This window comes from Streptomyces sp. NPDC060205 (genome assembly GCF_042728395.1).
Lineage (GTDB): Bacteria > Actinomycetota > Actinomycetes > Streptomycetales > Streptomycetaceae > Streptomyces.
The window spans coordinates 1-13,971 of sequence record NZ_JBHWZP010000253.1 but is presented as its reverse complement, the minus strand read 5'-3'; the positions used below and the strand labels follow the sequence as shown (position 1 = coordinate 13,971).

Sequence of the window (13,971 nt, the reverse complement as noted above, 5' to 3'; positions counted from 1 at the left end):
CCCCGCGATCCCCCCGGATCCCCCTCCAAAGGTTCTGATGCCAGGTACGACCCGCGAGGTGGGGGGAGGGTTGCACGGTTGCTTGAGATTTTTTTGAGCTTTTTCCGAGCGGGGGCGCCGGACCGCTCTGGGCGACACTGGGCGGGTGATCGTCGAACGCGCGTATGCCCATCTCTCCTCGTACGACGAGGACGTCTGGCCCTGGTCCGTGCCCTGCGTCCGGCAGCTGATCGAGGAGGGGCTGCGGTTCACCGCGCCGGTGACCTTTCTCGTCGGCGAGAACGGCTCGGGGAAGTCGACGCTGGTCGAGGCGCTGGCGGAGGGGTTCGGGCTGGACTCCTACGGCGGCTCCCACGACTGGCGCTACGCCTCCCCGCGGGGCAAGTCGGCGCTCGGCGAGCGGATGCGCTTCGACGCTGCCCCGCGCGGGCGCCGGATGGCCACCAGCTGGGCGGCCCGCAAAGGATTCTTCCTGCGGGCCGAGACCGCGTTGGACGCCCTGGACAGGGAGGGGCTGTCGCCGGACTCGGTCAGTCACGGCGAGGGCTTTCTCGCGGCGTTCCGCGGGAAGTTCCTGCACACCGGGCTCTACGTCCTCGACGAGCCGGAGGCCGCGCTCTCCTTCTCCTCGTGCCTCGAACTGATCGGGCACATCGACCGGTTGGCCAAGGAGGGCGGCCAGGTCGTCTGTGCCACGCACTCCCCCCTGCTGACCGCCCTGCCGGGTGCGGACATCGTCGAGGTCGGCGACCACGGCATGCGCAGGGTCACCTGGCGGGAGCTGGGCGTGGTGGACCACTGGCGGCGCTATCTCGCCGACCCGCACGCCTATCTGCGGCACATCCTCGACGCGTAGACCTGCATCGGGCCCGCGCCGTGCGGTGACGGCGCGGGCCCGGTGGCACCGTGCGGTTGCCTGCCGAGGTCCGTCAGGCCGCGTGTTCCGTGAAGCGGGCCGCCGTCTCCGCCAGGACCTCGCGGCCGTCCCTGGCCCACAGACCGTCGTTGAACAGCTCGACCTCGATGGGGCCCGTGTAACCCGCCGCCTCGACGTACGCCTTCCACTCGCGCATGTCGATCGAGCCGTCGCCGAGCTGCCCGCGGCCGTTGAGGACGCCCTCGGGCAGCGGGGTCGTCCAGTCGGCGAGCTGGAAGGTGTGGATGCGTCCGGCGGCGCCCGCCCGCGCGATCTGCTCGGGCGCCCGGTCGTCCCACCAGATGTGGTACGTGTCGACCGTCACGCCGACCTGGTGCGCGGGGAAGCGTTCCGCCAGGTCGAGGGCCTGGGTGAGCGTGGAGACCACGCAGCGGTCGGCGGCGTACATCGGGTGGAGCGGTTCGATCGCGAGACGGACCCCGCGCTCCTCGGCGTACGGGCCCAGTTCGGCCAGAGCGTCCGCGATGCGTTCCCGGGCGCCGTGGAGGTCCTTGGAGCCCGCCGGGAGACCGCCCGAGACCAGGACGAGCGTGTCCGTGCCGAGGGTGGCCGCCTCGTCGACCGCCAGGCGGTTGTCGTCGAGCGCCTTCGCCCGCTCCGCCGGGTCGATCGCCGTGAGGAAGCCGCCGCGGCACAGGGTCGTGACGGTCAGGCCGGCCTCGCGGACCAGCTTGGCCGTCCGCTCCAGGCCGTACGACTGGACCGGGGCCCGCCACAGGCCCACTCCCGTGATGCCCGACTCGCCGCACGCGTCGACCAGTTCCGGCATCGACAGCTGCTTGACCGTCATCTGGTTGATGCTGAAGCGGGAGAGAGGCCCGGCAGGGCTCGTACGCGGGGTCGGGGTCGGGCTCGCGGTCACTGGTTCACTCCGTACAGGGAGAGCAGGTTCTTCATGCGGGTCTCGGCCAGTGCCGGGTCGGGGAACAGGCCCAGGCCGTCGGCCAGTTCGTACGCCCGGGACAGGTGCGGGAGCGAGCGGGCCGACTGGAGGCCGCCGACCATCGTGAAGTGGGACTGGTGGCCCGCGAGCCAGGCCAGGAACACCACGCCCGTCTTGTAGAAGCGGGTGGGGGCCTGGAACAGGTGGCGGGAGAGTGCGACGGTGGGGTCGAGGAGCGCGCGGAAGCCGGGTACGTCACCTGTGTCCAGGACGCGTACCGCCTCGGCCGCCAGCGGGCCCAGCGGGTCGAAGATGCCGAGCAGGGCGTGGCTGAAGCCCCGCTCGTCGCCCGCGATCAGCTCGGGGTAGTTGAAGTCGTCGCCGGTGTAGCAGCGCACCCCGTCGGGCAGCTTGCGGCGCAGGTCGACCTCGCGCCGGGCGTCCAGGAGCGAGACCTTGATGCCGTCGACCTTGTCGGGGTGCGCGGCGATGACTTCGAGGAAGGTGCTGGTGGCGGCGTCCAGGTCGGTGCTGCCCCAGTAGCCCTCCAGGGCCGGGTCGAACATCGGGCCCAGCCAGTGCAGGACCACCGGTTCGGCGGCCTGGCGCAGCAGGTGGCCGTAGACCTCCAGATAGTCCTCGGGGCCCTTCGCGACGGCGGCCAGCGCGCGGGAGGCCATCAGGATGGCCCGTGAGCCGGACTCCTCGACGAGGGCCAGCTGCTCCTCGTACGCGGCCCGCACCTCGTCCAGGCCGTACGGGTACCCGATCTCGGTGACCGGCAGCTGGTCGGTGCCCACGCCGCAGGCGATCAGGCCGCCGACCGACTTCGCCTCCGCCGACGAGCGGCGGATCAGCTCGGCCGCGCCCGCCCAGTCGAGGCCCATCCCCCGCTGTGCGGTGTCCATCGCCTCGGCGACACCGAGTCCGTGGGACCACAGATGGCGGCGGAAGGCGAGGGTGGCGTCCCAGTCGACGGCGGCGGGCGAGTCGGGGGTGGTGTCGGCGTACGGGTCGGCGACCACGTGCGCCGCGGAGAAGACCGTACGGGCGGCGAAAGGGGCGCCGGCTGTGACCTGGAGGGGGGTGGCGCGGGGGGTGTAGGTGTGCAGGCTGCCGTCGGCGCCCGGGAGCTGGATTCTTCCGTTCGTCACAGGGAGATCTCCGGGACGTCGAAGCGGCGGCCCTCGGCGGAGGACTTCAGGCCCAGTTCGGCGAGCTGGACGCCGCGGGCGCCGGCCAGCAGGTCCCAGTGATAGGGGGCGTCGGCGTAGACGTGGCGGAGGAACAGCTCCCACTGGGCCTTGAAGCCGTTGTCGAACTCGGCGTTGCCGGGCACCTCCTGCCACTGGTCGCGGAAGACCTCGGTGGCGGGGATGTCCGGGTTCCAGACCGGCTTGGGGGTCGCCGAGCGGTGCTGGACACGGCAGTTGCGCAGTCCGGCGACGGCCGAGCCCTCGGTGCCGTCGACCTGGAACTCGACGAGTTCGTCGCGGTTGACGCGCACCGCCCAGGAGGAGTTGATCTGGGCGATCGCACCGCCTTCGAGTTCGAAGATGCCGTACGCGGCGTCGTCGGCGGTGGCGTCGTAGGGCTTGTTCTGCTCGTCCCAGCGCTGCGGGATGTGTGTGGCGGTGAGCGCCTGGACCGACTGCACCCGGCCGAACAGCTCGTGCAGCACGTACTCCCAGTGCGGGAACATGTCGACGACGATGCCGCCGCCGTCCTCGGTCCGGTAGTTCCATGAGGGGCGCTGGGCGGACTGCCAGTCGCCCTCGAAGACCCAGTAGCCGAACTCGCCGCGGATGGACAGGATCCGCCCGAAGAACCCGCCGTCGACGAGCCGCTTGAGCTTGAGCAGTCCGGGCAGGAAGAGCTTGTCCTGGACGACGCCGTGCTTGATGCCGGCCTCGTTCGCCAGACGTGCCAGCGCGAGGGCTCCGTCGAGGCCCGTCGCGGTCGGCTTCTCCGTGTAGAGGTGCTTGCCGGCCGCGATCGCCTTCTTGAGCGCCTCCTCGCGGGCCGAGGTGACCTGCGCGTCGAAGTAGATGTCGACGGTCGGGTCGGCGAGGACCGCGTCGAGGTCGGTGGACCAGTGCTCGATGCCGTGCTGGTCGGCGAGCGCCTTCAGGGCGTGCTCGCGGCGGCCGACGAGGACCGGTTCGGGCCACAGCACGTCACCGTCGCCGAGATCGAGACCGCCCTGCTCGCGCAGGGCGAGGATCGAGCGGACGAGGTGCTGGCGGTAGCCCATGCGTCCCGTCACGCCGTTCATGGCGATGCGCACCGTCTTGCGTGTCACGTCATTCCCTTCGTACGCGTCCCGCGCCGCGTACGAACTGGCGAGCGTCGCAGCAAGCGCTTTCTATGTAAGAAGAAGCTAGCCTCTGTGCAGCGGATCGGACAAGACCGCGGGGGTGGCGAGTTGTTCGAGGGGGCGAACGGGAGGGGCGTGCGGCCTTAAGGTCGTACGGCGTCCCGGCCGGACGTAAGGTCTGCACCACTCGACCGCGCTCCTCGGGTGACTTCCGGCCAGGGGGCTCGGGGCCGCCGGGGCTTTCGGAGCCGTCGGGGCCGTCGGGGCCGGCCTTCGCGCCGGGCGGGGCGGAAGCGGCGGCGACGGCGGTTGCGATCGCGGTGGCCACGACGGCGACAGCGGGCCGGCACTGGAGTAGTACGGCTCTGAGGACGATGACGAGATGCGCGACCGGAGGACTTCGAGATGACGGTGACCCTGGCGGACGTGGCGGCCCGCGCGCAGGTCTCGCCCGCGACGGTGTCGCGCGTGCTGAACGGGAACTACCCCGTGGCGGCCTCGACCCGCGAACGGGTGCTGCGGGCCGTGGACGACCTGGACTACGTACTGAACGGACCCGCGAGCGCGCTCGCGGCCGCCACCTCCGACCTGGTCGGGATCCTGGTCAACGACATCGCCGACCCGTTCTTCGGAATCATGGCGGGAGCGATCCAGTCCGAGATCGGCGGGCCAGGGGGACGCGCGGGCGGGGAACGGCTCGCCGTCGTGTGCAACACCGGCGGCTCCCCCGAGCGCGAACTCACCTACCTCACCCTCCTGCAGCGGCAGCGTGCGGCGGCCGTCGTACTGACCGGCGGCGCCGTGGAGAACACCGCGCACGCGACGGCCGTGGCGACGAAGCTGCGCAAGCTCGGGGAAGCGGGGACGCGGGTGGTGCTGTGCGGCCGGCCGCCCGCGCCGGCCGACACCGACGCGGTGGCCCTCACCTTCGACAACCGGGGCGGCGGGCGGGAACTGACCGAGCATCTGATCGGGCTCGGGCACCGGCGCATGGGGTACATCGCGGGGCCGGAGGAACGGACGACCACGCGGCACCGGCTGGAAGGACACCGGGACGCGCTCGCCGCGCACGGGATCGCGGACGATCCGGCGCGGACGGTGCACGGGCGGTACGACCGGCGGGCGGGGTACGAGGCGACGATCGAACTCCTGCGGCGGGAACCGGGGCTGACGGCTGTCGTGGCCGCGAACGACACGGTGGCGCTGGGGGCGTGCGCGGCGTTGCGGGACTCGGGTCTGCGCATTCCGGACGACGTGTCCGTGGTCGGCTTCGACGACCTGCCGTTCAGCATCGACGCGGTGCCCGCGCTGACGACGGTGCGGTTGCCGCTGGCGGACGCGGGGGCTCGGGCGGGGCGGATCGCGATGGGGCGGGAGGGGGTTCCGCCTGGGGGGATCGCGACGATTCGGGGGGAGTTGATGGTGCGGGGGTCTACGGGGGTTCCCAAGGGGGCGTAGGGGGTTGGGGGTTGGGGGGCTGGGGGCCGCTTTTCGGGTGCGGGAGGCGGGGCGTGTTGCGCAGTTCCCCGCGCCCCTGGGGGGTGGGGGTTGTGACCGGTTCGTCGACTGCGGGCCGCACGTGGCTGAGCGCGCAGTTCCCCGCGCCCCTAAAAGACTGCGCCGTTCCCCGCGCCCCTGGGGGGCTGCGGCCGGTTCGTCGACTGCGGGCCGTGTGGGGCTGAGCGCGCAGTTCCTCGCGCCCCTGGGGGGCGAGCCTGGCGTGTGTTCGGTGCCGGGCCCCGTCAGGGGCGCGAGGAACTGCGCGGCCAACCACCACGAACCCGCAGCCGACGAATCCACCGCACCCCCACCCCCTAGGGGCGCGGGGAACTGCGCAACCAGCCACCACGGACCCGCAGGCTGAACTCCGGCCCAAGGCACCCCCCCCAGGGGCGCGGGGAACTGCGCGGCCAACCACCACGGACCCGCAGGCTGAACTCCGGCCCAAGGCACCCCCCCCCAGGGGCGCGAGGAACTGCGCGGCCAGCCACCACGGACCCGCAGGCTGAACTCCGGCCCGAGGCACCCACCCCCCAGGGGCGCGAGGAACTGCGCGGCCAGCCACCACGGACCCGCAGGCTGAACTCCGGCCCGAGGCACCCACCCCCCAGGGGCGCGGGGAACTGCGCGGCCAGCCGCCACGGACCCGCAGGGTGGACTCCGGCCCGAGGCACCCACCCCCCAGGGGCGCGGGGAACTGCGCGGCCAGCCGCCGCGGGCCCGCAGGTGGGCTTCGGGTCGAGGTACCCGCCCCGCCGCGGGCCCGCACGGTGGGTCTCGGGCCGAGGGATCTCTCAGGGGGCGGGGTCCTCTGCGGCGTGGCGGTCAGTTTTTGTTCAGGGAGCGGGTGATGCCCGCCACCACCGCCGTCGTCAGCAGCCAGCCCGCTGCGATCAGGGCGTACGACAGGCCCATGACGGCGGGTTCGCTCCAGTGCCACGCGCCGCGCTGGCCGAAGCCGCCGATCGGGATCAGCAGGTCCAGCGTGTAGGCCACGGCGCTGAACGGCGGCCCCTCACCCTCCTTGTTCGCCACGGGGGTGTGCGCGCTGAAGACCAGTGTCCCGATCAGCGACAGCAGGATCAGCCAGCCGCCCGCCCGCCAGGGGCGGTACCCGTAGCCGACGGTGGCGTCGAAGACGCGGCCCCAGATCCGGGCGACGGGGTGGAGCGTGCCGCGCCGGTGCCGCTGCTTCTCCAGCAGGACGAGCCGGGCGTCGTCGTCGTGCCCGATGAGCCGGTACCAGCCGGCGAGTTGCTCGTAGGGCTGCGGGCTGTAGCCGGGCGACCGGCGTATCCACGCGACCCGGCGGGCCGCCCCGACGCGTTCGCCGGGCCCGCCCGGTCCGGCGGGTCCGGCGGGCGGCGCGTCGTCCGCGTGCAGGGAGGTGTAGACGAGGCCTTCCAGCCGCACGCGCCCCCTTCGGCCGGTCTCGTTGTCGCGCAGGACCTCGACGCGTGCGCTGCGCAGGTCGATGCCGCCGGGCGGGGCGAGCGCGGGCGTGAGGTCGAGTTCGGCGACCTGGACGCGGGCGAGGTCCAGGGCTGCGCCCGGCTCGCCGAGGGCGGCGCCCCGCAGCGACAGCCGGTTGGTGAGGTGTGCGCCGCGCAGCCGGACCACAGCAGTGGTGCTGAACCCGTCGGTCAGCTCCAGCGTCGACACGGTGGCGGTGTCGGCGAGCAGCGCCTCACCCGCCGGGTTCTCCAGCCGTGCTCCGCCCAGGAACAGGCCGCCGGACAGCTGGGCCCCGAGCAGCCGCAGCCCCCCTCTGGCGGTGAAGCCCTTGCTGCAGAAGACCGCGCCCTCCATGACGAGCCCGCCGGCGAACAGGGCCCACTTGCCGTCGGCTTCCAGCGTCGCCCCGTTCAGGTCCAGTTCCCCGGAGATGTGGGCGTTGGTGAGGGCGAGCCGGCCGCCGCTCAGGGTCGTTCCGCGCAGTTCGAGGCGGCCTTCGATCCGGACCATCTGCGCTTCGACGCCCAGCAGCCGGCAGTCCGTCAGCCGGATCGTGCGGGTGGCGCTGCCGCGCAGGTTCACGGTCTCCTCCAGCCTGCACGCCGCGAGGTGGACCGTGTGGACGATGTCGCCGCCCGCGAGGTCGAGGCGGCCGACGATCCGCGCGCCGGTGAGGTTCAGGGCCGCGACGGCTCCCGGCCGGGCGGAGTTCGCTCCCAGCAGCAGTGCGGCCAGCACCTCGGCCCTGACTGTGCGCCCGGCGCCCCATGCCCGCCCGCCGACGGCGTCGTCCTCCTCGGGGGCCCCGCTGCGCAGGTCCACGGGCCTGCCCTCGGGGAAGGCATCCCAGACGGCACGTTCCGGCGGCGTCAGATCGTCGTACTGCAGCACCTCGGAAGGCTATCCGGGCCGTGATGCCGGAAACCGGCGGAGGCCGTGTCGAAAACCACCACAGGAAGGCTTAACCTCTGACTGAGTCAGCAGTAAACTCTGACCTAGTCAGCAAACACTCCCCTTCGCCGCTGTGAGACAGGTGCCACGTGTCATGACCGTCCAAGAGATCCGCGCCTTCAACCGCTTCTACACCAATCTCATCGGCGCACTGGACTACAGCCGCCAGCTCCACGCGCCGTACACGCTCACCGAGTCCCGCGTGCTGTACGAACTCGCCCACTCCCCCCGTACGGACACCGCCGATCTCCGTACCGAACTGTCCCTGGACTCCGGGTACTTGAGCAGGCTGCTGGCGAAGTTCGAGAAGGACGGGCTGATCGAGCGGGCGCCTTCGGAGAAGGACACCCGGCGCCGCCACGTCACGCTCACCGCCCGCGGGCGGGGCACCGCCGACCTGCTGGACGAGCGCTCCCGGGAATCGGTCGGCTCGCTGCTGTCGAGCGTGCCGCCCGCCGACCGGACCCGGCTCGCCGAGGCGATGCGGGACATCCGCGCGATCCTCTCCGACGCCGGGCGCCGGCCCCCGCGCCGCGAGGACGTCCTGCTGCGCGAGCCCCGCCCGGGCGACCTGGGCTGGATCGTGCAGCGCAACGCGGCGCTCTACACCGCCGAGTACGGCTGGAACACGGACTACGAAGGGCTCGTCGCCCGGATCGTCGCCGACTTCGCGGAGGACCACGACCCGCACCTGGAGCGGGTGTGGATCGCGGAACTGGACGGCCGCCAGGTGGGCAGCGTGATGTGCGTACGGGACGAGGCACCCGGGACCGCCCGGCTGCGCCTGCTGCTCGTCGAGCCGGACGCGCGCGGCCTCGGCATCGGCGACCGGCTGGTGAGCGCCTGCGTCGACTTCGCCCGGGGGGTCGGCTACCGGGAGATGGTCCTGTGGACGAACGACGTGCTGTCCTCCGCCCGCCGCATCTACCAGCGGCACGGTTTCGTGCTCGTCGACGAGAAGCCGCACCGCTCCTTCGGCGCCGATCTCGTCGGCCAGGACTGGCGGCTGGACCTGCTCGGAACACAGCAGTGACGCGGAAGTGAGAGAACGCGAACCGCGGGTAGGGTCCGTTTCGTGGCGCGCGGACCCCCGGGGATCCGGGGGATCCGAGGCTCCTGGCCTCCTGGCCACAACGGCCCGCGGACGTGCCCGCGCCCGTAGTCCTGACTCGCCCGACCCGATCGACAGCGAAGGTGCGATTTCGTGAAACTGGCCTTCTCCACCCTCGGTGTACCCGGACTCCCGATCAGCGACGTGGTACGGCTCGCCGCCACCCACGGCTATCACGGCGTCGAGCTGCGTACGCATCCCGAGGAGCCCGTGCACACCGGTCTCGACCTCACCGCACGGGCCGACGTGGCCGCCGAGTTCAAGACGGCGGGCGTCGAGATCCTGGGCCTGGCCGGGTACGCGCGGGTGGCCGCGCCCGGCGACGACGAACCCGTGCTCGCCGAGATCCGCGAACTCCTCGGCCTGGCGCGGGATCTGGGCGCACCCTTCGTCCGGGTCTTCCCCGGCGGCGGCTCCGAGCAGACGCCCGAGGAGGCCGACGCGACGGCCGCGCGGCGGCTCGGCACGGCGGCCGAGTACGCGGCCGACCTCGGTGTACGGATCCTGCTGGAGACCCACGACTCGCACCGCACCGGCGCCGACGCGATCCGCGTCCTCGGGCCCGTCGGGCACCGGCAGGCGGGGGCGCTCTGGGACGTCATGCACACGTGGCTGGGCGGGGAGCAGCCCTCGGCGAGCTTTGCGGCGCTTTCGCCGTTCCTCGGCTATGTGCAGGTCAAGGACATCGCGTCCGCGGACGACACGACTCCGCTGGCGCTCGGCGCGGGGGTGCTGCCGCTCACGGAGTGTGTGGATCTGCTGTCCCGGGAGGGGTGGGACGGGTGGTTGTGCTGGGAGTACGAGAAGCGGTGGTATGAGGGGGCTGCTCCGCTGGAGGGGGTGTTGGGGGCTGGGCACGACTATCTGTGCCGGCTCCTGAACGACGCGGCGTAGCCCGCGCGCAGCGCGGCTGTGACTCGCCCCCCAACTGATTGCGCAGTTCCCCGCGCCCCTTGAAAGGCCCGTCGTCAGGTGCGGGCCCGTCGTGGCCGATCGCGCAGTTCCCCGCGCCCCTGAAGGGGCCCGTCGACGGCTGCGGGTCCGCTGTGGCCGGTCGCGCAGTTCCCCGCGCCCCTAGGGGACGTCCGTTCGCGGCACCGAAGACGACAGCGGCGCTCCGCCACCCCCAGGGGCGCGGGGAACGGCGCAGTCTTTTGGGGGCGCGGGGAACGGCGCAATCTTTAAGGCGCGCACGAATCTCCACGACCCGCCACCCCCTCAGGGGCGCGGGGAACTGCGCAATCTTTAAGGCGCGCACGAATCTCCACGACCCGCCACCCCCTCAGGGGCGCGGGGAACTGCGCAATCTTTAAGGCGCGCGGGAAACTCCCCGGCCCGCCACCCCCAAGGGGCGCGGGGAACTGCGCAGCCCGCCCCTCCGGCCGCGGGGAAGGCGCCCTCGGGTGGGCCCCGGGCGCGGGCGGCCAAGGGCCGAGGCGCCCGCAAGCGTGCCCCTCGCACCCCGGAGCGCACTCCCGTCCGCCCTCGTACCGACTTGCCGGAATTCGGGGATTCCGGGGAACCCATCCCCACCGGCCCTCGTCCAATTCGCATGCTGTCGGATGAGTCTCCGCAGTGCGGTGTCGGCCTCGCTGCTGGCTGCGATTGCTGACCACCCTCTCCGCCGCCTGCGGCCGGCAGCACGCCGTCACCGGCGCGCCCCCCTCCAACAGCGCCGGTGACGGCACCTCCCTCAGCACCTCCCCCGGTCCCTCCGCGGCTGCCCCCCGGTCACTCCACGGCTGCCCCCCGGCGCCACTCCCGGCGCCACTTCCGGCCCCACCCCGCCCCGCCACCCCGCCGCACCACCCCCGCCCGCGCTCTTGACTGGCAGAAATTTCCCGGATATCCGTGACTCCTTGGCAGTTTTCTTCAAGGATCCTCCGAGGGAACCCTTGAAGAGGACTCCCGCAGGCGTTCGTTCAGCTCGCCCCTCCACGGGCCCCCGGGCCCTCTCCGGAAGGAGCGCACGTGCACACCTCCAGACGTACGCTGCTCGCGGCCACCGCCGGTGCGGCCGCGGCCGTCGCCGGCGCCGCCCCCGCACTCGCCGGCAACGCGAAGCACGAGGACAAGAACCGCGAGGACAAGCGGCTCCGGGCCCTCATCTCCCGTATGACGCTCGAAGAGAAGGTCGGGCAGCTCTTCGTGATGCGGGTGTACGGGCACTCGGCGACCGCGCCCGACCAGGCCGACATCGACGCCAACCTCGCGGAGATCGGCGTACGGACGGCCGCCGAGCTGATCGCGAAGTACCGGGTCGGCGGGATCATCTACTTCGGGTGGGCGCACAACACCCGCGCACCGCACCAGATCGCGGACCTGAGCAACGGCATCCAGAAGGCCTCGCTGGAGCAGCCCCGCGGCCTGCCCGTGCTCATCTCCACCGACCAGGAGCACGGGATAGTGGCACGGGTGGGCACGCCCGCGACGCTCTTCCCCGGCGCGATGGCCCTGGGCGCGGGCCGTTCGCGCACGGACGCCCGCACCGCCGGGCGCATCGCCGGCGCCGAGCTGCGCGCGATGGGCATCCTCCAGGACTACGCCCCGGTCGCCGACGTGAACGTGAACCCGGCCAACCCGGTCATCGGCGTGCGTTCCTTCGGCGCCGACCCCGAGGCCGTGGCGGGCCTGGTCGCCGCGCAGGTGAAGGGCTATCAGGGCGCCGGGGTCGCGGCCACCTCCAAGCACTTCCCGGGGCACGGCGACACCGAGACCGACAGCCACTACGGCTTCCCGGTCATCGAGCACACCGAGGCGCAGTGGGCCGAGCTGGACGCGCCGCCGTTCAAGGCGGCGATCGCCGCCGGTATCGACTCGATCATGACCGCGCACATCATGGTCCCGGCGCTCGACCCGGCCGGCGACCCGGCCACCCTCTCCCGCCCGATCCTGACCGGCATCCTGCGCGAGCGGCTCGGCTACGACGGGGTCGTGGTGACGGACTCGCTCGGCATGGAGGGCGTCCGCACGAAGTACGGCGACGACCGGGTGCCGGTCCTCGCGCTGAAGGCCGGTGTCGACCAGCTCCTCAACCCGCCGAAGCTGGACGTCGCCTGGAACGCGGTCCTGGCGGCCGTGCGCGGCGGCGAGCTGACGGAGGCCCGCCTCGACGAATCGATCCTGCGCGTGCTGCGGCTGAAGGCGAAGCTGGGGCTGCTGAAGGATCCGTACGTCACGGGGCGGGGGGTCGATCGTACGGTCGGGATTCCCTCCCATCTCAAGGCCGCCGACCGTGTCGCCGAGCGGACGACGACGCTGCTCGTCAACTCCGGCGGGCTGCTGCCGCTGTCGCGGCGTACGCACACGAAGGTGCTCGTCGTGGGCGCCGATCCGGCGTCGCCGTCCGGCACCACGGGCCCGCCCACGACCGTCCTGGCGAATGCCCTCACCGAGCTGGGCTTCACCCCGACCGTGCTGTCCACGGGCACGGCACCCTCGGCGGCGACGATCGCGAAGGCCGTCGCGGCGGCGGGGGACGCGGACGCGGTCCTGGTGGGCACGTACAACGTCACCGCGGCCTCCGCTCAGCGCACGCTCGTGAACCAGTTGCTCGCCACGGGCCGCCCGGTGGTCGCGCTCGCCATCCGCAACCCGTACGACGTGGCTCAACTGCCGGACGTCAGGGCGTACCTGGCGTCGTACTCCTGGACGGACGTCGAGCTGCGTGCCGCGGTACGGGTGCTCGCCGGGCGGGTCGGTCCGCGCGGCAGACTGCCGGTGCCGGTGCAGCGCGCGGACGATCCGGCGGTGGTGCTGTATCCCGTGGGGCACGGCCTGACGTACTGAGGTCCCCACCCAGGTCCCTCCTCGGGGCGCGCGTCCCGGCGTGGCGTACCGGGCCTACGACGTGCGCCCCTGTCCGTGTCCCCAAGTGACGCAAAGCGTCCCGTACGCCTGGCGGGGCCCGCCGGGGCGGGTCACGCTGGGCTGGGGTGATCGGGGGGAGGTGCCATGCGCGAGGCACGCGGCGCGGGCGCACACCGTGCGAGGTCCGCCGACGCGACGGCGGCCATGCTGTGCGCGCCGCTGGCGTGCGCGCTGCTGATGCTGGTGCTGGCGGCTCTCGCGGGCTGCCAGCAGCCGTCCGGGGCCGACGGCGACGGTGACGCGCGGCGGACGACTCCCGCTCCGGTGCCGACCCAGGCCTCGGGGTACGGGGTGGTGTTCCTCGGGATCGACGAGTGCAGTTCGTTCGGGCGCGAGTCGTTCACCGAGGTGCCGTGCACCAGCGAGCGGGCGGCGGCGCGGGTGATCGCGCGGCACGACGGCAGGGCGGCCGAGGGCCGGCCGTGCCCCGCCACCACGGACTTCGTCCTGCACATCAGCGAGCAGCGGCCCTCCGCCGACGAGGACGGCGACGGCGCGGTCCCGCGGGGGTACGCCTGTATGCGCAACCTGGAACCCCCGCACCCGGGTGACCCGGGCGGCGGTGGAGGCCCCCGCACGATCGTCGGCGACTGCGTCTACGCCGCGGGCGAGGGCGAGGTCCGCGAGACCGCGTGCGCCGGCCCGAGCGGTGGCCCGAGCGGCGGCAGGGCTCCCGAGTACAAGGTGACCGGGGCCGTGCAGCGGCGGTCCGACTGCCCCGCGTCCACCGAGCTGTACGTCCAACTCGGCGGATCGCAGCCGGTGGGCTGCGCCCGCCCGTTGTAGCCCGGGGCTCGGTGGCCCGGGAGCTCCGCGGACGGGCGCGGCACCGGCGGCACGACAGGTACCGCCGGGGGGCGGTGGGGGCCGCGGGGGTGTGGTTGCGGGGGGGGTGGGGGGGGGACCAGGTGAGGTGGAGGGTAGGGTGGTTTGTTTGGGCGGGGGTT

10 protein-coding genes are annotated in these 13,971 nt (G+C 72.9%); 6 read left to right on the top strand and 4 right to left on the bottom strand.

Annotation, left to right across the window (positions count from 1 at the left end; all coding sequences use genetic code 11):
* The first annotated feature begins 145 nt into the window (after positions 1 to 145).
* Positions 146 to 856, top strand: coding sequence for an AAA family ATPase (locus ACFWGJ_RS32635; RefSeq protein WP_387331869.1), 711 nt, complete (start codon positions 146 to 148; stop codon positions 854 to 856).
* A 73-nt stretch (positions 857 to 929) separates the two neighbouring features.
* On the opposite strand, the gene ACFWGJ_RS32630 is transcribed toward ACFWGJ_RS32635, so the two are convergent.
* The 3 genes from ACFWGJ_RS32630 to ACFWGJ_RS32620 all read right to left on the bottom strand — a co-directional run bounded on the left by ACFWGJ_RS32630 (position 930) and on the right by ACFWGJ_RS32620 (position 4,122).
* Complete coding sequence (locus tag ACFWGJ_RS32630; protein ID WP_387331873.1) at positions 930 to 1,727, bottom strand: sugar phosphate isomerase/epimerase family protein; 798 nt, start codon at positions 1,725 to 1,727, stop codon at positions 930 to 932.
* A gap of 68 nt (positions 1,728 to 1,795) precedes the next feature.
* The gene (locus tag ACFWGJ_RS32625; RefSeq protein WP_387331867.1) at positions 1,796 to 2,974 is read right to left on the bottom strand and encodes a dihydrodipicolinate synthase family protein; all 1,179 of its coding nucleotides are present in this window, start codon (positions 2,972 to 2,974) and stop codon (positions 1,796 to 1,798) included.
* A complete protein-coding gene (locus ACFWGJ_RS32620) occupies positions 2,971 to 4,122 on the bottom strand; it encodes a Gfo/Idh/MocA family protein (RefSeq protein ID WP_387331865.1) in 1,152 nt (383 codons plus the stop codon). Before ACFWGJ_RS32620 ends, ACFWGJ_RS32625 begins: the two co-directional genes overlap by 4 nt.
* A 420-nt stretch (positions 4,123 to 4,542) precedes the next feature.
* Between ACFWGJ_RS32620 and ACFWGJ_RS32615 the strand changes: the two genes are divergently transcribed.
* Positions 4,543 to 5,595: a LacI family DNA-binding transcriptional regulator gene (locus ACFWGJ_RS32615; RefSeq protein WP_387331863.1), complete on the top strand. Its 1,053-nt coding sequence runs from the start codon at positions 4,543 to 4,545 to the stop codon at positions 5,593 to 5,595.
* 867 nt (positions 5,596 to 6,462) lie between these two features.
* Here ACFWGJ_RS32615 and ACFWGJ_RS32610 read toward each other — a convergent pair.
* The gene (locus ACFWGJ_RS32610) at positions 6,463 to 7,983 is read right to left on the bottom strand and encodes an oxidoreductase (RefSeq protein ID WP_387331861.1); all 1,521 of its coding nucleotides are present in this window, start codon (positions 7,981 to 7,983) and stop codon (positions 6,463 to 6,465) included.
* A gap of 154 nt (positions 7,984 to 8,137) precedes the next feature.
* Here ACFWGJ_RS32610 and ACFWGJ_RS32605 point away from each other — a divergent pair, with 154 nt between their 5' ends.
* The 4 genes from ACFWGJ_RS32605 (at position 8,138) to ACFWGJ_RS32590 (ending at position 13,810) form a co-directional block, all read left to right on the top strand.
* Positions 8,138 to 9,076, top strand: coding sequence for a GNAT family N-acetyltransferase (locus ACFWGJ_RS32605; protein ID WP_387331859.1), 939 nt, complete (start codon positions 8,138 to 8,140; stop codon positions 9,074 to 9,076).
* Positions 9,077 to 9,247: 171 nt separating this feature from the next.
* Positions 9,248 to 10,048 (top strand): sugar phosphate isomerase/epimerase family protein, encoded by an 801-nt coding sequence (locus tag ACFWGJ_RS32600; RefSeq protein ID WP_387331857.1) that lies wholly within the window; start codon positions 9,248 to 9,250, stop codon positions 10,046 to 10,048.
* A gap of 1,077 nt (positions 10,049 to 11,125) precedes the next feature.
* Positions 11,126 to 12,943: a glycoside hydrolase family 3 protein gene (locus ACFWGJ_RS32595; RefSeq protein WP_387331855.1), complete on the top strand. Its 1,818-nt coding sequence runs from the start codon at positions 11,126 to 11,128 to the stop codon at positions 12,941 to 12,943.
* Between the two features lie 225 nt (positions 12,944 to 13,168).
* Positions 13,169 to 13,810 carry a hypothetical protein gene (locus ACFWGJ_RS32590; protein WP_387331871.1) on the top strand — a complete coding sequence of 214 codons (642 nt, stop codon included), beginning with the start codon at positions 13,169 to 13,171 and terminating at the stop codon, positions 13,808 to 13,810.
* Positions 13,811 to 13,971 lie beyond the last annotated feature (161 nt).